At 41.6% G+C, this 20,584-nt stretch carries 20 protein-coding genes and 1 pseudogene; 9 read left to right on the top strand and 12 right to left on the bottom strand.

Going from position 1 to position 20,584, the window contains the following annotated elements; genetic code table 11:
* The 4 genes from ACVPON_RS02810 to ACVPON_RS02795 all read left to right on the top strand — a co-directional run bounded on the left by ACVPON_RS02810 (position 1) and on the right by ACVPON_RS02795 (position 3,227).
* The gene (locus tag ACVPON_RS02810; RefSeq protein WP_462875973.1) at positions 1-558 is read left to right on the top strand and encodes a hypothetical protein; all 558 of its coding nucleotides are present in this window, start codon (positions 1-3) and stop codon (positions 556-558) included.
* 161 nt (positions 559-719) lie between these two features.
* Positions 720-1,892, top strand: a complete 1,173-nt coding sequence (locus tag ACVPON_RS02805; protein ID WP_462875971.1) for a Rep family protein — start codon at positions 720-722, stop codon at positions 1,890-1,892.
* Positions 1,893-1,921: 29 nt separating this feature from the next.
* Positions 1,922-2,080, top strand: a complete 159-nt coding sequence (locus ACVPON_RS02800; protein WP_462875969.1) for a DNA-binding protein — start codon at positions 1,922-1,924, stop codon at positions 2,078-2,080.
* Positions 2,081-2,180: 100 nt separating this feature from the next.
* Positions 2,181-3,227, top strand: a complete 1,047-nt coding sequence (locus tag ACVPON_RS02795; protein ID WP_462875968.1) for a tyrosine-type recombinase/integrase — start codon at positions 2,181-2,183, stop codon at positions 3,225-3,227.
* Positions 3,228-3,286: 59 nt separating this feature from the next.
* Here the strand turns inward: ACVPON_RS02795 and rpsI are convergent, their stop codons facing one another.
* Together rpsI and rplM are read right to left on the bottom strand one after the other, a co-directional pair.
* On the bottom strand, positions 3,287-3,679 hold the full coding sequence (gene rpsI / locus ACVPON_RS02790) for a 30S ribosomal protein S9 (RefSeq protein ID WP_462875966.1): 393 nt from the start codon (positions 3,677-3,679) through the stop codon (positions 3,287-3,289).
* Positions 3,680-3,698: 19 nt separating this feature from the next.
* Positions 3,699-4,145: a 50S ribosomal protein L13 gene (rplM, locus tag ACVPON_RS02785; protein WP_067086679.1), complete on the bottom strand. Its 447-nt coding sequence runs from the start codon at positions 4,143-4,145 to the stop codon at positions 3,699-3,701.
* A 277-nt stretch (positions 4,146-4,422) separates the two neighbouring features.
* On the opposite strand from rplM, the pseudogene ACVPON_RS02780 reads away from it, so the two are divergent.
* A pseudogene (locus ACVPON_RS02780) lies at positions 4,423-4,545 on the top strand (helix-turn-helix domain-containing protein); the annotation flags it as partial.
* A 271-nt stretch (positions 4,546-4,816) separates the two neighbouring features.
* On the opposite strand, the gene ACVPON_RS02775 reads toward ACVPON_RS02780, so the two are convergent.
* The 4 genes from ACVPON_RS02775 to rlmB form a co-directional block, all read right to left on the bottom strand.
* Positions 4,817-5,392 carry a hypothetical protein gene (locus tag ACVPON_RS02775; protein WP_462875964.1) on the bottom strand — a complete coding sequence of 192 codons (576 nt, stop codon included), beginning with the start codon at positions 5,390-5,392 and terminating at the stop codon, positions 4,817-4,819.
* A 100-nt stretch (positions 5,393-5,492) separates the two neighbouring features.
* Positions 5,493-6,386: a DUF7916 family protein gene (locus ACVPON_RS02770; protein ID WP_462875963.1), complete on the bottom strand. Its 894-nt coding sequence runs from the start codon at positions 6,384-6,386 to the stop codon at positions 5,493-5,495.
* A gap of 51 nt (positions 6,387-6,437) precedes the next feature.
* Entirely contained in the window at positions 6,438-7,301 is an 864-nt protein-coding gene (locus ACVPON_RS02765; RefSeq protein WP_462875961.1) for a DegV family protein, read from the bottom strand.
* Between the two features lie 30 nt (positions 7,302-7,331).
* Entirely contained in the window at positions 7,332-8,060 is a 729-nt protein-coding gene (gene rlmB, locus ACVPON_RS02760) for a 23S rRNA (guanosine(2251)-2'-O)-methyltransferase RlmB (protein ID WP_462876016.1), read from the bottom strand.
* 541 nt (positions 8,061-8,601) lie between these two features.
* Here rlmB and ACVPON_RS02755 point away from each other — a divergent pair.
* On the top strand, positions 8,602-9,558 hold the full coding sequence (locus tag ACVPON_RS02755; protein ID WP_462875959.1) for an aromatic acid exporter family protein: 957 nt from the start codon (positions 8,602-8,604) through the stop codon (positions 9,556-9,558).
* A 262-nt stretch (positions 9,559-9,820) separates the two neighbouring features.
* Here ACVPON_RS02755 and ACVPON_RS02750 read toward each other — a convergent pair whose 3' ends face one another.
* The 6 genes from ACVPON_RS02750 to pnp all read right to left on the bottom strand — a co-directional run bounded on the left by ACVPON_RS02750 (position 9,821) and on the right by pnp (position 18,263).
* Positions 9,821-10,954: an ABC transporter ATP-binding protein gene (locus tag ACVPON_RS02750; protein WP_462875957.1), complete on the bottom strand. Its 1,134-nt coding sequence runs from the start codon at positions 10,952-10,954 to the stop codon at positions 9,821-9,823.
* A gap of 1,356 nt (positions 10,955-12,310) precedes the next feature.
* Entirely contained in the window at positions 12,311-13,252 is a 942-nt protein-coding gene (locus ACVPON_RS02745) for a helix-turn-helix domain-containing protein (RefSeq protein WP_462875955.1), read from the bottom strand.
* Between the two features lie 8 nt (positions 13,253-13,260).
* Positions 13,261-13,641, bottom strand: a complete 381-nt coding sequence (locus ACVPON_RS02740; protein WP_462875953.1) for a Mini-ribonuclease 3 — start codon at positions 13,639-13,641, stop codon at positions 13,261-13,263.
* Complete coding sequence (gene cysS / locus ACVPON_RS02735; protein ID WP_462875951.1) at positions 13,634-14,977, bottom strand: cysteine--tRNA ligase; 1,344 nt, start codon at positions 14,975-14,977, stop codon at positions 13,634-13,636. Before cysS ends, ACVPON_RS02740 begins: the two co-directional genes overlap by 8 nt.
* Positions 14,978-15,248: 271 nt before the next feature.
* Positions 15,249-15,833 (bottom strand): serine O-acetyltransferase, encoded by a 585-nt coding sequence (gene cysE / locus ACVPON_RS02730; RefSeq protein WP_462875949.1) that lies wholly within the window; start codon positions 15,831-15,833, stop codon positions 15,249-15,251.
* 219 nt (positions 15,834-16,052) lie between these two features.
* Positions 16,053-18,263 carry a polyribonucleotide nucleotidyltransferase gene (gene pnp / locus ACVPON_RS02725; RefSeq protein WP_462875947.1) on the bottom strand — a complete coding sequence of 737 codons (2,211 nt, stop codon included), beginning with the start codon at positions 18,261-18,263 and terminating at the stop codon, positions 16,053-16,055.
* A 352-nt stretch (positions 18,264-18,615) separates the two neighbouring features.
* Here pnp and ACVPON_RS02720 point away from each other — a divergent pair, with 352 nt between their 5' ends.
* The 3 genes from ACVPON_RS02720 to ACVPON_RS02710 form a co-directional block, all read left to right on the top strand.
* Positions 18,616-19,392 carry a class I SAM-dependent methyltransferase gene (locus ACVPON_RS02720; protein WP_462875945.1) on the top strand — a complete coding sequence of 259 codons (777 nt, stop codon included), beginning with the start codon at positions 18,616-18,618 and terminating at the stop codon, positions 19,390-19,392.
* Positions 19,393-19,490: 98 nt separating this feature from the next.
* Positions 19,491-19,946 (top strand): GNAT family N-acetyltransferase, encoded by a 456-nt coding sequence (locus tag ACVPON_RS02715; RefSeq protein ID WP_462875943.1) that lies wholly within the window; start codon positions 19,491-19,493, stop codon positions 19,944-19,946.
* A 234-nt stretch (positions 19,947-20,180) separates the two neighbouring features.
* Positions 20,181-20,584 (top strand): transposase family protein (locus ACVPON_RS02710; protein WP_462875941.1); only part of this gene is annotated, 404 nt, incomplete at its 3' end.

The raw sequence follows: 20,584 nt of genomic DNA, 5'->3' as shown, positions 1-20,584 counted from the left end.
TTGAAAAAAATTAGTACAAAAAAATTGAACTTAAAGAGAACAAAATTTACACGCTCTATACCTATCCAACTTGGTTTGCTAGGCATTTTGGGTATGTGTCAAACTGTACTTATCGCTATTCGTTACATACCAATAGGGCTACAAAAGTACCTTGATATATCTTTTGTCTGGGGTAAACAGATGACAAACGTACAGAATTGGTTATCAGCCATTATCCTTGGCATTTTTCTCTATATCCTTTACCTTTGGTTAAGAGAATTCAGGCGATATTTTAGAAACGGTGTATTCTTTTGGAGAACAATGCAAGCCTATCACCACCTATGGAAAATTAGGAAACTACAAAACGGAGAACAAGTACTCCAATTACAAAACATAGGCGTTTGCATTGATTCCAATGGAATCATAATTCAATTTACCATACCGATTGGGGTAGAGTCCCGTAAAATTCTAAACAAGAATAAGCAATATCTAGAAGAAGAAATAAAAGGACTATTTCACTATTATTCTTACTCAGAATTGATAGAAGAAGACAACATCTGGACGATGACAGGGAGCTAGAAATACTGTTCTATAACCAACGGAGCTTGCCGAAAGGCAAGAGCTCCATGTTGGTTGTGGTTCTATTACATTTCTACTCATCAGTTATCTGACAAGGGCTTGTTATTTGTCAGATAAATTTTAGTTCCAAAGTTCCAATTTATGAAAGGAGAAACTGATTCTTGAAAGCTAAAAATGTGATGTTCACCCAGCAAGTCAGCTATCTGGCAAGTGAAAGTTTAACAGACATCATCAAGAAAATAAAGGAGAAATTGAAACCCAAAAAACTAGCGGGTATCATTCATGACAAAGATTTAGATGAGAACAGTAAGCTTGTAAAACCACATGTTCATATTGTTTTACAATTTGAATCAGCCAGGAGTCTAAATAATCTAGCAAAATTACTCGACCAACCTATTCAATGCTTTGAAGCTTGGCGAGGGAGTGTTAATAATGCTTACTCCTACTTAGTCCATCACACAAAATCTGCTTCAAATAAGCATATCTATGACCCAAAGGAAGTTGTCGCAGACTTTGAATACACAGAACTCTTGGAAAAGATAAGTCAGAATATCAAGAAACAGACCAACATTAGCGACAGTGCCATTATCAATAATTTGCTCGACCTCTTATACGAAGGAGTTATCAGTAAGAAAGAAATTGAACAAAAGTTGAGTGGCTCACAGTATGCAAAGGCCAAGGCAAAAATCGAAGCCGTCCACCTGAAACAGTTAGAAATTAAGGCTAGTAATTGGCAGAAAGAAATGCGGGAGAAGAATGAGAAATCTATTGTTATTTGGTTATTCGGAAAGGCAGGTACTGGAAAGACAAGGTTGGCACGTAAGTATGCCAAACAATTCAATGATACTTATTTCATTACAGGATCTATCCGAGACCCATTTCAACATTATCAGATGGAACCCGTCGTTATCTTAGATGAATTACGACCTCATCAGTTTGATTATTCAGACTTACTAAAACTCTTTGACCCCTACAACGAACAAGTAATGGCCAGTAGCAGGTATTTTGACAAACCTTTAATGGCCAATATCTATATTGTGACGAGTCCATATTCTCCCTATGACTTTTTCCTTGAGTTACGAAAAGGACGCCATATCAACGCTGAAGTCGATAATTACCAACAGTTGATGAGAAGATTAGCTCTTGTTCTGGAAGTATCTAAACAGTTCGTAGAGATGTATAGTTACGATAATCATTTGGAGCTATTCCTGAAAAATGGTCAGTCAAAACTCCCCAATCCCTATTACGAGAACGAGCATAAGGATTTGTTTCATGATAAAGAAGCTAGCTATCAACTTTTTCAACAACTAACAAAGAACGGAGATAATGAATGATACGTAAATCCTATAATTATACCCACTTAATGACTAGAGAACAAGCGGCCGATTACCTCGGCATTGACCCAAAATCATTCGATAAGTATTTTAGAGCTAACGACACTCTCAAGCGTTTCATGATTGGAAAACGTGAGAAATTCACTCGTTCCGCTCTCATGGACTTTGTCGCAAAAAACCTTGTCTAATGATGCCCAAGATTGATAGTCTACCAAAAACCATATATAATAGCAATGTATTCAATGGTAGGCTATCAATCTTTTAATTTTTAGAAAGGATTGATTACTCATGGCAAGCATCGTAAAGGTAGGTAAAAAATATAAGGCACAAATTTCACTTTATAAGCACGGTAACCACAAAAAAATGATAAAGACCTTTAAAACAAAGGCAGAAGCCGATTTGTGGGCTTTGGAAATGGAATTAGAGAAAGGAAAGGGAAAAGATCTCGCCAATAGAGAAACCTACTTTCCAGACTTCTTCTCTAACTGGCTCTACATTATCAAGAAAAAAGATATTAGAGAGACAACGTTTCAGAATTACACCAAAGCATTGGGAATTATAGAAGATTTGTTTTCAGGCATAAAATTGAAGGACCTGAATGATATTGTTGTCCAACAAAAAATTGACAAATACGCCGAAACTCACTCAAAGAAGACAACTCATGAATTATTGTTAAAAATCAAAACATCTCTTCGTGATGCTTATGCTAGAGGTTATATCTCAACAGATTTTTTGTATCTTGTCAAAGCTAGAGGGAAAATACTGACCAAAAGGAACAAGGCACTATCTATTACAGATTTCAAAAAATTACGTACCTATTTGTTAGAAAATCACACAGATGAATTTCATATTCTCATTTTATTAGCTCTGGAAACAGGAATGAGGCGAGGAGAATTGTTAGGGATTAAACCTGAGTATCTATTTGAATATGGCATACAGGTAAGAGAATCTATCAGTCCGACTTCAACAGATACATCTCTGAAAACCGAAAACTCAAAAAGAGATGTGACCATTAACAAGGAAGTTTACGACCTGATTCAATCTATTCCTGTCAAACCAAACGGATATATCTTTGACCCTGATGGTTTCCACCAATCTAGAAAACTGGCTAAACTACTTGAAGAATTAGGAATCCCCAAAACAACCTTTCATGGTTTGCGTGACACTCACGCTTCATTCCTCTTCTCAAAAGATATTGATATTACCTATGTATCAAAACGGTTGGGACATGTCAATATTCAAACAACGCAAAACTATTATCTGGCGCTGATGCCCGAAAAAAGACACCAGCAAGATGCTGATGCCTTAAATTTATTGAATTCATTAAGCGAGTAAACATTTGAACCAATTTGAACCAAAAAGTCGGCACAAATGTTGTCCCCATAACGTTTGGATTAACGTTTACTGAATTGTGAAGCTTTACGTGCTTTCTTAAGACCTGGTTTCTTACGTTCTACCATACGAGCGTCACGTGTAAGAAGGCCTGCGCGTTTAAGAGAATCGCGGAAGTCTGGGTCTACTTGAAGAAGGGCACGAGCGATACCATGACGGATAGCTCCTGCTTGACCTGCATACCCACCACCTACAACGTTAACCAAAACGTCATAGCTACCTACTGTTGATGTAACAGTAAATGGCTGATTGATAACCAAACGAAGGTCAGCATGTGGGATGTAGGCTTCTACATCTTTTTTGTTAACAGTAATTTTACCAGTTCCTGGAACAAGGCGAACGCGTGCAACAGCGTTTTTACGACGTCCAGTACCTGCATATTGTGCTTGTGACATACTTTAATTGTTCCTTTCCTTAGATAAGTCCTGAAATATCAAGAACTTCTGGTTGTTGTGCAGCGTGGTTGTGTTCAGAACCAACGAATACTTTTAATTTCATTCCTTGAGCACGCCCAAGAGTATTGTGTGGAAGCATTCCTTTAACTGATTTTTCAATCAAACGCACTGCATTTTTTGAACGAAGCTCACCAGCAGTGATTGATTTCAATCCACCTGGATACATTGAGTGAGTGTAGTATACTTTGTCGGTTGCTTTTTTACCAGTCAATTTCACTTTTTCAGCATTGATAACAATGACGAAGTCACCTGTATCTGTGTGAGGTGTGAATGTTGGTTTGTTTTTTCCACGAAGAACGCTTGCTACAACTGCTGAAAGGCGTCCAAGAGGCACATCAGTAGCGTCCACTACGTACCATTTGCGTTCAACTTCACCTGGCTTAGCCATGTATGTTGTTTTGTTCATGATGTCTCCTATATGAATATCGTTTTTGTTTACAGGGCGGATGTTCCGGTCCGCAAGTTATTTGAAGGGTTCCGGGGCCTTTCAAATGGGGTAAACAATACCGCCTACCATTATATCAAAATAAAAGAGAGAAAGTCAAGCCCAACTACTCTCTTTTTCTTGATTTTTTGCCTTTGTAAATTCCCAAAGTAAGTTCTAGTCTGTCGCAAAAACTGGAAATTGGACTGAGACAAGAAAATAAGGTAGAACTTACTTTGGGACAAGTTGGTAACTGACAATGAAAAACAAACACCTTACTCTCTCTGATCGAAACGATATTCAAATAGGAATCGAACAACTGAAGCCCTTTTCGGCTATCGCTGTTAAGCTAGGAAAAGACCCTTCTACAATCTCAAAAGAAGCTCTGATTTTTAACAGACTAAATTCCACTTTGATAGACGGTGGAATTTAGTTTGAGAATTTAGCGATTTTTTGCTCCATCAACCTTCTAAGGAAACTGATACTCAATAACAATCAAAAGTAGACTAGCTTTCACAATGAAGAATTGTGAAAGGTTGGAAATGTGATTAGCACCGCTCATTTCCTTATAATCGAAGCCGAAGGTAGAACGAGCCTTCACCAAGGCAAGTTGACCAAGTATCCTTTTGATTTTTAAAGAGTATGAATTCCCGTCACTCAAGCTCTAGATAAGGCAAGGGGCGATCACTATCTAATGGATGCTCCCCGATCCTTCTTTCTAATAGTGAAAACCATTGATTGGAAAATACTTCAAATGTAAGATTCGCTTCAGGGGTAGCTTGTGCCAATCTTCGACCAAACCATGCCAGGGTTGCCTGTTCGAACTGTAACATAGCATATGCGATATGTGGCAGGCCTGCTGCCTCAAAGTCCGTATGCACAGCTCTTGCAACTTCTGATGCCTGAGGAAGGAGTTGTTTTTCAATTTTAGTTCGGGCTTCCTCACCTAATTCTTGCCAATGAAGGAGCCGTCCTTCTACTTGATAAAATAGTTCAAAGGTCTCTTCGCCTGGTTTAAAATTGACCAGAACAAATGCCCGCTCTACCTCTTGACTTGCCGCTTTTACAGCATTGACCAACAATCTTTGCTGCATGCTACACCAAGCATCAAGTGCCTCTTCTTCTGAGATTTTTTCTTCAATATACAAATCTTCTGCCAGACTTTCTGGATTAGCTTGACCTGTATTAACCTCTTCAACTTTCTTAAACAATCGTTCAAAGAATCCCATGCTTTCTCCTTTTCTTATACCGTAATATCCACTAGACTACGCACAACCCTAAAATAGAAATAAAAGGATTTTTCTTAACATAAGCAACAAAGGAACCCAGCTAACGAAGGATAGACTGACCCATCCGGAAGTAGGTATGGCGTTTTCCTCTAACTGCTAAACTGAGAGCCAGAATATTATCAGGATCTGGCATGCGCCCATAACTTCCATCTCCGATGTGATGAATATCTGCTCCCACGCGCTTATTGCTAAGACCAAACTCACGAACGGTCTGACTGTCCGCACTTTCTTGACTGGTACCAATGGTTGACACAATTAAAGCCCCAGCCTGCCTCACTCGCTCCACAATCGGTGCCACGATGTCCTCCCTTACACCAGGAACGGTCCCTACCGCTGGGATCAATACACCATCTGCACCTGCTGCTACAAAATCAAGCAAAGCTGCTTCGTGAACCACAGCCTCTCCCAGACCTGCTCCGTGCATCTTTCCTGCAAAAATCAGTCCCTTAAAATGCTGGACTGCTAATCGAATAGCTCCTTCAATCGCGGACAAAGAGACTCCCGTTGAGGGATTTCCTGTCAATAGAATAAAGTCTACGCCAAGTTCACTAGCTCTTTGGAGGCTAGCTGGACTGACCTTCCGACCACTGGAGAGAACAACTTGCTCGTCCATGACCTCCTGCGTTTCATCTACTGGCTCTAGGTTGATCCCAATGGGACGACCCGTTAAGCGTTTTAGTTCTGCAATAGGATTGTCACAGGCATAAAAATCCTGAATAAAACAACTAAAGACGTCAAATTCATTGAGGAGCAGCAAATCGCAACCAAAAGCGGCCATCATCTCTGCATTTGAAACCCCTGCAATAAGAGGAGCTGCGGTTACCACCGTTTCTCCTAGCAAAATCCGTCCTTCACTTGCCTGAATGCTCTGCTTGAGTTCCGGTGCAGACATCATTTGTAGATCACTTGCATAAGCTGATAATAATCGTTTCATTTTATCTCCTTTTAGAAAACGTTTTCTTTTATCCAAAGAAAGAAAAGCGACTCATCGCCTGTCTGTACCAACGGACAGAATCGCTAAGGAACCTGTTCCTGTATGGCTCGCAATAATCGGTCCCAAAGGCTCCATGATGACTTGCTCCACCTGTGGATCTGCTAGCAGGGTATCTCGAACCTGCTCCGCTGCTTTTCTATCACCAGTATAGGCTACCATAACGCAGGAAGCATCCAAGTGCCCAAGCGTTAAGGAAACCATCTCTCTTATCCCTTTCTTCTTGCCACGAAGTTTAGCGATGGAGACAAGGCTTCCATTGCTATCAATCGAAATTAAGGGCTTGATATTGACTAAGCCACCAATAAGAGCCGCCGTCTTTGACAGACGACCTCCGCGCACTAAGTGCTGTAAATCATCGACCAAGAGGTACGTCCGTAGACGAGGAATCAAGTCCTCAATAAGAGCAATCGTATCAGGCAGAGACACACCTGCCTCCCGTGCTTTTGCTGCTTGTAGTACAAGATAAGCCTCTCCCAAGGTAGCTGCTTTGGTATCAAGCACTTCAATCACTGCTTGGGGATAATCCTCTAAGACCAATGCACGTGCCATGACGGCACTTTGATAGGTTCCTGACAAGGCAGCAGAAAAGGCGAGATATAGGACTGCTTGATGAGCCTTTGCAGCCTCTCTAAATAAACACTCAAACTGTCCGACATTGACTTGACTAGTCGTCGGTTGTCCTCCAGCCAGCATTTTTTCTAACAGAACATCACTAGTCAAGCGATTCTCTCCAACGGTTTCATATACGACACCGTCCAACTCCACAGTCAGTCCCACAATATCCAGATGATATTGTTCTGCCCATTCTACCGGTAAATCTGCCGTCGAATCCGTCACGATTTTAAATTGATCCATATATCTCCTTCCAAGCAACTAGTTGTAGCCTTATACTTTCTTCCGAAACACCTCATACATCAGCACAGCCGCAGCCACACTAGCATTTAAACTCTGGACATGCCCTTTCATAGGGATAGCCACCATCTCATCGACCTGCTTTTTAATATTGGCAGAAATCCCCTTACCCTCATTACCTATGATGAGAGCTAGTTTGCCTGCCGTATTCCACTTATGACTGGGAGTACCATTCATATCCGTCCCAAAGATCCAAAAGCCCTCCTCTTTTAATTTCTCAAGGGTCTGACTTAGATTGGTCACCCGAGCAATGGGAACATGAGCCACCGCCCCTGTTGAAGTCTTAGCAACAACAGGGGTTACCCCAACCGCACGATGCTTCGGAATGATAATACCTGCTACCTGTGTTGCATCCGCTGTCCGTAAAATTGAGCCAAAATTATGGGGATCCGTCAAACCGTCCAAAATCAAAATCAGCGGATTTTCCTCTCGCTCTGCCCTTTCTAAAATATCTGTCAACTCCTGGTAGGCAAATGCTGATACCCGTAAGACAAATCCTTGATGAACAGCTCCTACAGTCATCTCAGACAAATGTTTCTTAGAGGTCCAGGAAATAGACACCTTTTTTTCAGCCGCCATAGCCTTGATTTTATCCACATTTTTTCCGCGCAAGTCATCTTGGAGATAGAGCTTGTGACCAACATTCGCCTCCAAACTCTCCATCACTGCATGCACGCCATAAACGATATCATTTTCTTCTATTTGTTTCATGCTTTTATTATACCATGAAACCAAGATACAAGGGCGTATAAAAAGTGAATGAAAAATAGGTGGTCGAGCAAACTTCGTTGCGAGACCCCGGCGAAGATAGCTAGGCTAGTCACAAATGAAATGCAGGGAATAGTCAGCTAGCTACCGCCAATTAAACAAGTTCTGTCTCTTAGTCATTGTTTATCTTTTTTCCGAACTTTTAGCCCGTGTTCAATTAAGATGTGAAGCCGTGAAAAAACCGACTGAAAAATAGGAAATCGAAGCAGGTTGCTTAGCAACCAATGAGATTTATCTTTTTTCCGAGGTTTTAGGCTGAACTCAATTAAGATACGAGAGCGTTAAACAACTCCTAGAAAAAATAGACAATCGAAGCAGGTTGCTTGGCAACCAATGAGATTGGTCTTTTTTTCAGTGAGTTGTAGCTCGAGTTCAATTAAACCAAGACACAAAAACCTTAAACAAATCCTTCAACTGTATGCTACAATAATACTATACTGTTATTTTACATTAAATTTGTATTTAGGAGACAACTATGCCTTTACTTCATCGAACGATTAAACTAGTGCTTGCAACCTGTATCGCGATTGCTTTGGCTGATTTTTTACAGCTATCTTATGCTACCTCTGCGGGAATCATTGCCATTTTAAGTATTTTAGACACTAGGCGTGCTTCACTCAAAACAGCTTGGGCAAGGCTTTGGTCAACCATTCTAGCCCTTGCTATTGCAAGTCTTGCCTTCTCACTTTTTGGCTTTCATCTACTAACGCTGGGGCTCTATCTCCTCCTCTACGTCCCACTCGCCTACAAGGCAAATCTGACTGCAGGTATTGCCCCTTGTACAGTTCTAGTAACCCACCTATTTTTAGAAAAGTCTACTTCACTGATCCTCTTAGGTAATGAGTTAGCCCTCTTTTTAATCGGCGCTGGGATTGCTCTTCTCGCCAATCTCTATATGCCTTCACAAGACAAGCAAATCCAAGTCTTCCACGAGGAAGTAGAACAAGGACTAAAAGCCATTCTTCTGCGTTTTCAAACATTTTTACTGACAGGAGATGGGCGCAATGAAGCACAACTGATTACCCAACTAGATCACACCCTTCAAAAAGCCCTTGATGTTGTCTACCTCGATCGCCACAACCAAGTCTTCCACCAAACCAACTACCAGGTCCATTACTTTGAAATGCGCCTCGCACAAAATAAGATTCTGCGTACCATGGCTCACAATATCAATACCTTTTCACTTGAGAGCCACGAGGCCGTAATTCTAGCTAGCCTTTTTGAACGAACAGCTCTCCAATTAAGTAGGCAAAATCCCGGGCATGAACTCCTAGACGACATTGAACTCTTTCACCAGACCTTTCGCGAACGACCACTCCCTCAGACACGAGAAGAATTTGAAGCACGGGCAACCCTCTTCCAACTTCTCCATGATATAGAAGCCTTTATCCAGCTGAAAGTTGATTTTTATGAGCAATATACGAAGAGCTAAACGAATACTCAATAAAAATCAAAAGTAGACTAGCTTTCACAATTAAGAATTATGAACGGTTGGAAATGTGATTAGCACCGCTCATTTCCTTATAATCGAAGCCGAAGGTAGAATGAGCGTTCGCCAAGGCAAGTTGACGAAGCATTCTTTTGATTTTTAAAGAGTATAAACAGCTATATCTCCCCCATCTCTTCATAAACCAACAACCCTCCCCATCATTTAGTGGGGAGGGTTATCTAATATCTCAATAAATAGAGGGAATTTAGACGATAGCCTTGTTGGTATCATTATCAAAGAAGTGTGCCTTGTTCAAATTGAAGGCTAGGCGTACTTTTTCACCCGGTTTGTGGAAATCACGTGCATCTACACGAGATACAAACTCTGTTGATCCGACCCGACTATAGAGCATAGACTCTGCCCCAAGCAACTCTGATACAACCACTTCTGAAGTCACGATACTTTCAGGATAGGCATCTAATTCTAATTGAGAAGCCTTGATATCTTCTGGACGGATACCGAGTGTAAGGGTTTTTCCATCATATCCTTTTTCTTCCAAATGCTTTCTGCGACCTTCTGGCAAGCGAAGTGAGAAGCTCTCTCCGTCTGATAAGACACCGTCTTTCAAGGTCACATTGAAGAAATTCATTGCTGGGCTTCCAATAAAGCTTGCGACAAATTTATTCACAGGGGCATTGTACAATTCTTCTGGTGTACCGATTTGTTCGATACGTCCAATTGTTCCTGTACCTGCCTCATTCTTAGTGGCACTCATGATGACGATCCGATCCGCAAGGGTCATCGCTTCGGTCTGGTCATGGGTTACGTAGATAGTGGTAGCACCGATACGGCGGTGGATTTTCGCAATTTCTGTCCGCATCGATACACGTAATTTCGCATCTAGGTTTGACAAGGGTTCGTCCATTAAGAATACTTTTGCATCACGAACGATTGCACGCCCCATTGCCACACGCTGGCGCTGTCCACCTGACAAGTCAGCAGGTTTTCTTTGCAAAAATTCAGTCAAGCCAAGAATCGTAGCTGCCTCTTCCACACGTTTCTTTATTTCTTCCTTACTATATTTGCGCAATTTCAAACCGAAAGCCATGTTGTCAAATACAGTCATGTGCGGATAAAGGGCATAGTTTTGGAATACCATGGCAATATCACGGTCTTTTGGTGCTACATCATTCATCAACACATCATCAATATAGGCTTCACCTTCCGTAATATCTTCCAGACCTGCAATCATACGAAGTGTCGTTGATTTCCCACACCCTGACGGACCAACAAATACGATAAATTCCTTGTCTTTGATGTCTAGGTTAAAATCTTCAACGGAATAATGTTCACTGTTTGGATATTTTTTGTAGATATTTTTTAAATTTAGTTGAACCATGTTCAAACCTCGCTTTCTTTTACTATTCTAGTATAAATGAAAACGTTTTATTTGTCTCCAGTCAAATTGAACAAAAAGAAAAAAACAATTTGTACAAGTTGCACAAGATACGAGAGCGTGAAACGAGTAAAGCAAAATAGGAGGTTTGACGCAGAACCTTGGTTCTAGGAAAAACTATCTTTTTGCACAACTCGTAGCTCGAGTTCAATTAAGATGTGAAGCCGTTAAAAAACCGAATGAAAAATAGGAAATCGAAGCAGGTTGCTTGGCAACCAATAAGATTTATCTTTTTTCCGAGGTTTTAGGCTGAACTCAGTTACATTAAGATACGAGAGCGTAAAAAAAGCGAACGAAAAATAGGAGGTTGACGTAGGGTTCGATGAACCCAAGGAAGCCTATCTTTTTTCCGAGCTTTTAGCTCGAGTTCAATTAAATCAAGATACAAAGCCCGTGAAAAACTCAAAGCGAAAATAGGAGATTGATGCAGTGTTCGATGAACACAAAACAATCTATCTTTTTCGCAAAGAGTTTAGGGCGGGTTCAATTACACCAAGATACAAAGCCCGTGAAAAACTCAAAGCGAAAATAGAAAATTTGACGAAGAAACTTTAGTTTCTAGGAGAATTTGTCTTTTTCGCACAGAGTTTAGGGCGGGTTCAATTACACCAAGATACAAAGCCCGTGAAAAACTCAAAGCAAAATAGGAGATTGATGCAGTGTTCGATGAACACAAAACAATCTATCTTTTTCGCAAAGAGTTTAGGGCGGGTTCAATTACACCAAGATACCAAGCCCGTGAAAAACTCAAAGCAAAATAGGAGTTTTGACGCAGAACCTTGGTTCTAGGAAAAACTATCTTTTTTGCACAACTCGTAGCTCGAGTTCAATTCCCAAGATACGAGAGCGTAAAAAAAGCGAACGAAAAATAGGAGGTTGACGTAGGGTTCGATGAACCCAAGGAAGCCTATCTTTTTTCCGAGCTTTTAGCTCGAGTTCAATTCCCAAGATACGAGAGCGTGAAAAAAGCGATTCATACTCAATAAAAATCAAAAGTAGACTAGCTTTCACCATTAAGAATTGTGAAAGGTTGGAGATGAAAGTAGCACCGCTCATTTCCTTATAATCGAAGCCCAAGGTAGAACGAGCCTTCACCGAGGCAAATTGACCAAGTATCCTTTTGATTTTTTAAAGAGTATAACAAATTTGAAGCCAAGGATTGCCTAATCCACTGAATGATTATATACTCATTTAGTTTAACTTTTATTACTTCGTTAACTCGCTTTGCCGTACTCCAGTACAGCCTGCAGCTCGTTGCCTAGTACTAAAAGTAAACTAAACAACTATAATCCCTATTTGTTATTGTCCGTCTTCCAAGATAATCTGATAACAGAGCGCCAAGTCTGTCAAATTACGAAGTTGAAGACCACTGATATCCAGCCACTTTTCAAGGCGATACTGAAGTGTATTGCGATGAACATAGAGACGTTGAGCAGCCTTGGTCACTACCGCAGCCTCCTCCCATAGGGCAAGAATGCTATCAGCCAACTGTTCTTGCTGGTGAATCATCTGTGCCAGTTGATAGCGCAAGGGACCAAGCGCAATTTCCTGTCCCTGCCCCCACAGAAAGAGCTGGCCAAAGGAAAGAACCCTAGAAGATTGAAAACGTTGCTGCCATGTGATAAAGAGCTGGTGTTCTGCTTGAAACAGCCCTACCAAATTCTCTTGTGTTACTTGCGACCACATTTGCCCAACCAAAATCGTTAATTTTAAGCCAAAGTCAAATTCCATGGTAGATAAGGTATCAGCTAAGAGCTCCTGAATGGGGATAAAAGTGCTTTGAACCAGTACAAAAACTGTATCATGGGCTGTTACCTGAAAATCTGCTACACGGTGGGGCAATAAGGAACGCATCACTTCAAGCCAGGCTTCTAGCTCCTCTTTTTCTTCAAGTGCCGATAGGGAATGGTGCACATGAATCCACTGCACAGAGCTAAGCTCTTGAGGAATTGGTCCCGTTCCCTTAACCAAGAATTGATACCAAGGATGACGAGTATAAGCTCCATCATCAGATGAAAGGGATAACAAGTAACGTTCCCGCTCTGTCAAGACCTCCTGATCGACCAATAGCCATTTTCCATTTGCTAAGGGAAAGCTAAGCTGGTCAGGCTGATGAATAGGGGTATCGACAATCGTAGCCACTGGAAAAAAGGCTAGTGCCTCTTGACTGTCCAATAAATGGAGGGCTTCCCTGCTACTTTTCATTTTACCCTTGTTTGAAAAAAATTGTTCAGCTTGCATAGGATCTCCTATCCATGTTCAATACACCAAGCAATCACTTCTTCTAAACGCTCGATTTGCTCTGTCATATGGAGATAGCCTAGGACCGCTTCGAATCCAGTAGACATGCGGTAGGTTACAACGTCTGCATTTTTTGCCTTGGTGTGGCTATTGGTATTGCGTCCTCGCTTGTAGATATCGACTTCTTTTTCTGTCAAAAAATCGGTCTCTAACATTTGAGAAATCAGGCTAGCTTGAGCCCTTGCCGACACATAACGATTCGCCTCTCTGTGTAGTTGATTGGCTTTGGTCAATCCCTTAAAAATCAAATGTCTGCGAATATACATTGAATATACTGCATCTCCCTCAAAGGCTAAGGCAATCCCATTGATGAGGGTTACATCAATCACGTGTCCACCTCACTCCATCTTTGGTATCGAGGAGCTTGATTCCCTGCGCTGCCAGCTGATTGCGAATACTGTCTGCTGTTGCAAAATCCCTTGCTGCTCGCGCCGCTTGGCGTTGCTCAATCAAGGCCTCAATCTCACTATCAAGCACTTCTTCTTCAAAGACAATTCCAAAGACTGCTAACATCTTCTCAAATGCTAGTTTGACAGCTAAATTATAATTACCTGAGTTAATCCACTTGGCAAAGTCAAATACAACTGTAATCCCATTTGCAGTATTAAAATCTTCATCCATAGCCTGGCAGAATTGATCTTCAAAAATTGCCAAGCGCTCTAGATCTACCTTATCTATAAAGGCTTGTTCATAGGTATGTTTCAAATACTTGAGATTAACTGCAGCATCTGCCACCCCTTTTTCAGTAAAGTTCATCGGTTTTCTGTAATGCTGGGTCGCAAAGAAGAAGCGCAAGACCTGTCCATCCACCCTTTCAAGGGCGTCGTGAACCGTGACGAAATTCCCCAAGGACTTAGACATCTTAACATTATTGATATTGACAAAGCCATTGTGCATCCAGTAGTTAGCAAAGGTGTGACCTGTCTTTGCCTCTGACTGAGCAATTTCATTGGTATGGTGAGGAAATTCCAAATCCGCCCCACCTCCATGAATATCAATAGTATCTCCTAAGAGTTCTGTCGCCATGACCGAGCATTCAATATGCCAGCCCGGTCGCCCCGCACCCCAAGGACTATCCCAAGAAATCTCACCTGCTTTGGCTGATTTCCAGAGGGCAAAATCGGCAGGATGTTCCTTACGAGCGGTTTCCTCATCTGTCCGTCCACTAGCTCCTAACACCAAGTCTTCCAAGCTCTTATTGGCTAAGGCTGCATAGTTCTGTGACTTCTCTACTCGGAAATAGACATCTCCTGCTACTTCATAAGCATAACCCTTTGCAATCAATTCCTCAATAAAGGCCACAATCTCATCCATAAAGTGCATAACACGGGGATGCTTGGTTGCAGGTTTGACACCTAACTGTTCCACATCAGCAGTAAAGGCTGCGATATATTTCTCTGCGATTTCCTGCGGGGTCACTCCCTCTTCCTTAGCCCGATTGATAATCTTATCATCAACATCGGTGAAGTTGGAAATATAGGTCACCTCAAAGCCACGGTACTCAAAATAACGCCGAATCGTATCAAAAGCTACGGTTGAACGGGCATTCCCGACATGGATATAATTATAGACGGTTGGTCCGCAGACATACATCCTGACCTTCCCAGGCTCCAAGGGTACAAACTCACGGAGGCTCCGTGTCATCGTATCGTAAATTGTAATCATACTATAGTCCTTTGGTTTGTAAATGATGGTCTCTTCGTTTATTTTTATATTCAATAAAAATAAATAAGCGATGGAGGGATTAAATTTAATCTAAGCACTGTGTGAAAAAGAACACAACATAAACGTGTTGAAATACAGTTTATTAGCGATAGCTAGCTGGCTATTTTCACTTTAAGTTTTTTACGGGCTTTGTAGCTTGGATTTAATTGAGTTCGGACTAAAAGCTCGGAAAAAGTCTTCTAGTAACATCGCTCATGGCTGTCTCTTGTGCCTATAACTTAGCGGAATAATAGCTTGCTTCCCTTGCTTCTTGCAAGGGACGAATGGCCTGCTCATCTTTTATTCCATGAATGCGAACGATTTTTGCAGGCATCCCAACAACCGTCACATCTGCAGGGACATCAGACAAGACAACCGCTGCTGCACCAACCTTGGCATTTTCACCAATTTCAATCGGCCCAATGACTTGGGAATGGGCAGAAATGAGGGCTCCTTTTCGGACGGTCGGGTGACGCTTGCCACAGTCTTTCCCCGTTCCACCAAGGGTTACCCCATGATAGAGCATGACACCTGACTCAACCTCAGCTGTCTCCCCAATTACCAAGCCTGCTCCGTGGTCAATAAAGACACCACTTGCAATCTGAGCACCTGGATGGATTTCAATCTGGGTCCAAAAACGCCAGAACTGACTATGGATACGAGCCAGCAACTTAAAGCCATGCTGCCACAAGAAATGAGACAGCCGATGAGCAGCCAAGGCTTTCACCCCCGGATAGGTCAAAATGACCTCCAGCGTTGTTCGTGCTGCCGGATCTTTTTCTTTTACAATCTCAATGGTGTCTTTCCACCAACCCATTTTTTCTCCTTTATTATGGATAAGGCTGGGCAAAAGTGCTCAGCCTCACAATGTCTATGTACGCAGTAGGTATTTGGCTTATAAAATCTTGAACATCATTATTTTACAAGCCTAGACCATCTTGTAGCTATCAGCAGTAAGGGAGTCGCTCTCAATAGCCCAACTAAGACATAAAGAAGTAGCGGTATTTGAGACCTCTTAAAATATCTTTTTTCTCCCTTATTTTTCTACCTTATGAAATTTAAACTCACCAAAGGTTCCCTTGTCTTTTTGTTCCCTCGGGCGACGTGGGCGGTCTGATTTTTCTCTTGGTTCACTCTCTGCCACTTTTTCAGGACGAGGTAAGAGGACTTTCATCGATGCATCCACACGTCCCTTTTCATCCACTTTGATTACCTTAACATCCACTTCATCACCGATTTGTAGCAAATCTTCTACTCGGTTGACACGGGTCCAGGCCATTTCAGATACATGCACAAGGGCATCGGTCTTATCAAAAAGATTGACAAAGGCACCAAATTTTTCAATCCGGACAACCTTCGCACGATAGACTTCATCAACCTTTGCCTCACGTACCAAGCCTGCGATGATTTCTTTAGCGCGGTTAATCGCATCGCGATCGCTTGAGTAAATAGCCACATTCCCTTCTTCATCAATATCAATCTTCACGCCTGTTTCTGCGATAATCTTATCGATGGTTTCGCCACCCTTACCGATGACAATCTTAATCTTATCAACATCAATCTTAATGGTGTCAATCTTAGGCGCAGTCGGTGCCAAATCTGGACGAACACTTGGAATGGCTTCTTCAATCACATCCAAAATTTCAAAGCGGGCTTTCTTTGCTTGTGCGAGAGCTTCTTGCAAGATTTCCGCCGTAATCCCTTCAATCTTGATATCCATTTGTAGGGCTGTAATTCCGTCGCGCGTTCCTGCTACCTTGAAGTCCATATCACCAAAGTGATCTTCGAGACCTTGAATATCTGTCAAGACAGTGTAATTGGTCCCATCTGAAATCAAGCCCATAGCAATTCCTGCTACTGGTGCCTTGATCGGGACACCACCTGCCATAAGGGCGAGGGTTCCTGCACAGATAGAAGCCTGTGAAGAAGAACCGTTTGACTCAAGCACTTCTGCAACCAAACGAATCGCATAAGGGAACTCTTCAAGGCTCGGCAAGACTTGAAGAAGAGCGCGTTCACCGAGAGCACCATGACCAATTTCGCGGCGACCTGGTGCACCGTAACGTCCTGTTTCCCCTACTGAGTATTGAGGGAAATTATAATGGTGTAAGAAGCGCTTTTTGTACTCAGGGTCCAAACCGTCCACAATTTGCGTCTCTCCCATCGGTGCCAAGGTCAACACAGACAAGGCTTGCGTTTGTCCACGAGTAAAGAGACCAGAACCATGCACCCGTGGTAAAAAGTCTACAGCTGCTTCTAGTGAACGGATTTCATCTACCCGGCGACCATCTGGACGAACCTTGTCTTCTGTAATCAAGCGACGCACCTCTGCGTGCTCCATCTGCTCCAGAATCTCTGCCACATCACGCATAATCCGATCGTATTCTTCATGCTCTACATATTTTTCTTGATAGACAGCTGTTACCTGATCTTTCACCGCATTGGTTGCAGCTTCACGAGCCAATTTTTCTTCTACTTGGACTGCTTTTTGCAAATCGCTGTTATAAGCTGCAATGATTTCAGCTTGCAAGTCTTCATCCACATGGAGGAGTTCAACTTCTGCCTTTTCCTTACCGACTTGAGCCACGATTTCTTCTTGGAATGCAATCAGTTCTTTCACAGCCTCATGACCTTTGAGTAGGGCTTCGAGCATGATTTCTTCTGACAATTCTTTTGCTCCAGACTCCACCATGTTAATAGCCTCTTTGGTTCCTGCTACAGTTAATTCAAGCAAGGAATGCTCAGCCTGATCTTGCGTCGGGTTGAGAATCAATTCACCATCTACATAACCGACTTGGACACCAGCAATCGGGCCGTTGAATGGAATGTCCGAGATAGCCAAAGCTAGTGAGCTACCAAACATCGCTGCCATCGGTGCACTTGCATTTTCATCATACGATAAAACGGTATTAATGACCTGCACTTCATTACGGAACCCTTCTGCAAACATAGGACGAATCGGGCGGTCAATCAAACGGGCAGTCAAGGTTGCATCTGTTGACGGACGTCCTTCACGTTTATTAAAGCCACCTGGGAATTTTCCTGCCGCATACATCTTTTCTTCATAATTGACTTGAAGAGGGAAAAAATCCCCTGTTGCCATTTTTTTAGACATGACAGCGGCAGTTAGAACTGTACTTTCACCGTAGCGGACAACGACGCTACCGTTTGCCTGTTTTGCGACCTGACCGACCTCAACTACCAGAGGACGACCCGCAAAAACCATTTCAAATGTTTGTTTTACCATTTGCATCTCCTAATTTTAAACTATTCTCTAAAACATCAAAAGTAGACACCTAAAGTCCATTCTTTTTTGTTCAAAGAGGATAACGTGTTTTCTACAAAGGTCAGCCTAGGAAGCTCCCAAACTCAACTTTGCACAAAACCACGTATCCTGTTTATTTTATCATATTTTAGCCGAAAAACAAAAGAAGGAAAAGGAAAATTAAAAAGAAAAAGACAGAAGTCATTGAGATTTCAAAAAGTCCTTACGAATCCCATTATTTCACCTTTTCTTCCTAAATTAAAAAAATGCTATAATGAAGTGTAGACAATTCTATTATGAAAGAGAACTCTTAAACACGAAGGAGGAAAGAATAATGGCAGAATATATTCTTGAAAACCAAAAAAGATGGAATCGCGTATCAAGCAGGCAAACAGTCCCCTATACAATTCCTTATAGTCATGAGGAGTTAACAGCAATGAAGGGGAAACCGATGGCAGTAGCTCTAACAGTTGGAGCTAGCGTTCCTTTATCATGGTTTGAAAAAGCACCAGGTAAGAAACTTTTAGGTTTAGCCTGTGGAGGAGGGCAGCAAGGACCAGTCTTTGCTATGAATGGCTATGAGACGACCATTATGGATTTTTCAGAATCACAGCTGAAAAAAGATAGACAGGTCGCAAATAGAGAGGGGCTATCACTGATAACGGTTCAGGCAGATATGACGAAGACATTCCCCTTTGATGATCAGTCGTTTGATATTATTTTTTGTCCTGTATCCAATGTTTATATTGAAAATTTGGATACGATGTGGCGTGAAGCCTATAGAGTTTTGAAAAAAGGAGGGTTGCTGATGGTAGGTTATATGAATCCTTGGATTTACATGTATGATGGTGAGGAGGTTTGGGAGCAGCCTGAAAAAGAGTTATCTTTAACCTATCATCTTCCCTTTAATTCCAGACAGCTAGAAGCTACTGGACAGCTAAGCATTAATCCAGATGATGGTTATGAGTTTAGCCACACTTTAGAAGAACAAATCAGAGGTCAGCTGAAACAAGGATTTGCCATGATTGATTTTTATGAATCTAAGGATAAAAATAATCGTTTAAGTGTATTTGGTAGCGATTATCTTGCGAATCTGTCCATTAAGCTATGAGCCAAATGATAACCTTAACAAACCAACAAAAAGAAAAGAGGAACCTACTCTATTTTTAGAGAGAATTTTCTGCACAAACCTCTCACAAAGGAGCAAAAATGAATATTAGAACTGTGACAAATCCTACTGAAAAAGCTCGCATTATCAAAGAAGTCCTGGCTGATTTACCCGAGTGGTTTGGCTTGCCTGAAAGTACACAAAAGTATGTCCAAGATGGGACGAGGTTGCCACTTTGGGCTGCCTATGAGGACCATGAAGCAGTCGCCTTTATAAACTTGACCAATTCATCTAAAGATTGTGGAGTTATCCATTGTATGGGGGTAAAAAAAGCGCACCACCGCAAAGGTATTGGAAAGCTATTGATCGAGGCACTAGAAGAAGAAGCCCGGCAAGATTATTCCTACCTACAGGTTAAAACTGTAGATGAAGGGCACTATAAAGAGTATGATCAGACCGTTTCTTTTTACAAATCCTGTGGCTTTGTAAAACTCGAAGTCTTTCCAACTTTATGGGAACCTCAAAATCCTTGCTTGGTCATGATTAAAAAATTGTAGCCATACTCCTTGCCATACCCAATACAGCCTGTAGCTCCTTGCCTAGTACTAAAAGGAAACGAAAGAACTATAAAAGTACTCTCAAATCTAGACCAATAGCTTTGTAAAGAGGCTCTATAATTTCTGTAGTGGGTAAATCCACTGTAGAGATTATGGAGCCTTTTTGAGTATAGAAAAAAAGTCCCATATGACTTATAATGAAAAGCAACCAAACTACTCATTAGAAAGGGTCATATGGAACAACTAAATCTTATCACAAATTTTCTCAGAATTAAAGACAAAAATATCCTTATCACTGATGAATTTGATATGGGAACTCACTTCGAACTCCACGGTCACTTAGATTACACAGCCCCTAAATGCCCTTCCTGCAAGGGACAAATGGCTAAATACGATTTCCAGAAAGCCTCCAAAATCCCCTATCTAGAAACTGCTGGCTATCCTCTACTTATCCGTCTTAAAAAACGTCGTTTCAAGTGCAAGGAATGTGGGAAAATAGCGGTCGCTGAAACTCCTCTTGTTAAGAAAAACCATCAAATCTCTGTCGCAGTTAACCAGAAGATTGCCCAATTACTCATCGAAAACCAAGCAATGACACATATTGCACACAGGCTATCTATCTCAACATCATCAGTTCT

The organism is Streptococcus sp. 1F3 (assembly GCF_054968985.1).
This window is presented reverse-complemented; position numbering and strand designations above follow the sequence as displayed.

Excerpts from the sequence above, each read along its gene's own strand:
- ACVPON_RS02745 (WP_462875955.1), bottom strand. The coding sequence starts at position 13,252 with ATGCAAGCTGAACAATTTTTTTCAAACAAGGGTAAAATGAAAAGTAGC.
- ACVPON_RS02750 (WP_462875957.1), bottom strand. The coding sequence starts at position 10,954 with ATGGTTCAACTAAATTTAAAAAATATCTACAAAAAATATCCAAACAGT.
- ACVPON_RS02715 (WP_462875943.1), top strand. The coding sequence starts at position 19,491 with ATGAATATTAGAACTGTGACAAATCCTACTGAAAAAGCTCGCATTATC.
- ACVPON_RS02755 (WP_462875959.1), top strand. The coding sequence starts at position 8,602 with ATGCCTTTACTTCATCGAACGATTAAACTAGTGCTTGCAACCTGTATC.
- ACVPON_RS02770 (WP_462875963.1), bottom strand. The coding sequence starts at position 6,386 with ATGAAACGATTATTATCAGCTTATGCAAGTGATCTACAAATGATGTCT.
- rplM (WP_067086679.1), bottom strand. The coding sequence starts at position 4,145 with ATGAACAAAACAACATACATGGCTAAGCCAGGTGAAGTTGAACGCAAA.
- cysE (WP_462875949.1), bottom strand. The coding sequence starts at position 15,833 with ATGGGTTGGTGGAAAGACACCATTGAGATTGTAAAAGAAAAAGATCCG.
- ACVPON_RS02720 (WP_462875945.1), top strand. The coding sequence starts at position 18,616 with ATGGCAGAATATATTCTTGAAAACCAAAAAAGATGGAATCGCGTATCA.
- pnp (WP_462875947.1), bottom strand. The coding sequence starts at position 18,263 with ATGGTAAAACAAACATTTGAAATGGTTTTTGCGGGTCGTCCTCTGGTA.
- rpsI (WP_462875966.1), bottom strand. The coding sequence starts at position 3,679 with ATGTCACAAGCACAATATGCAGGTACTGGACGTCGTAAAAACGCTGTT.
- ACVPON_RS02775 (WP_462875964.1), bottom strand. The coding sequence starts at position 5,392 with ATGGGATTCTTTGAACGATTGTTTAAGAAAGTTGAAGAGGTTAATACA.
- ACVPON_RS02765 (WP_462875961.1), bottom strand. The coding sequence starts at position 7,301 with ATGGATCAATTTAAAATCGTGACGGATTCGACGGCAGATTTACCGGTA.
- ACVPON_RS02800 (WP_462875969.1), top strand. The coding sequence starts at position 1,922 with ATGACTAGAGAACAAGCGGCCGATTACCTCGGCATTGACCCAAAATCA.
- ACVPON_RS02795 (WP_462875968.1), top strand. The coding sequence starts at position 2,181 with ATGGCAAGCATCGTAAAGGTAGGTAAAAAATATAAGGCACAAATTTCA.
- cysS (WP_462875951.1), bottom strand. The coding sequence starts at position 14,977 with ATGATTACAATTTACGATACGATGACACGGAGCCTCCGTGAGTTTGTA.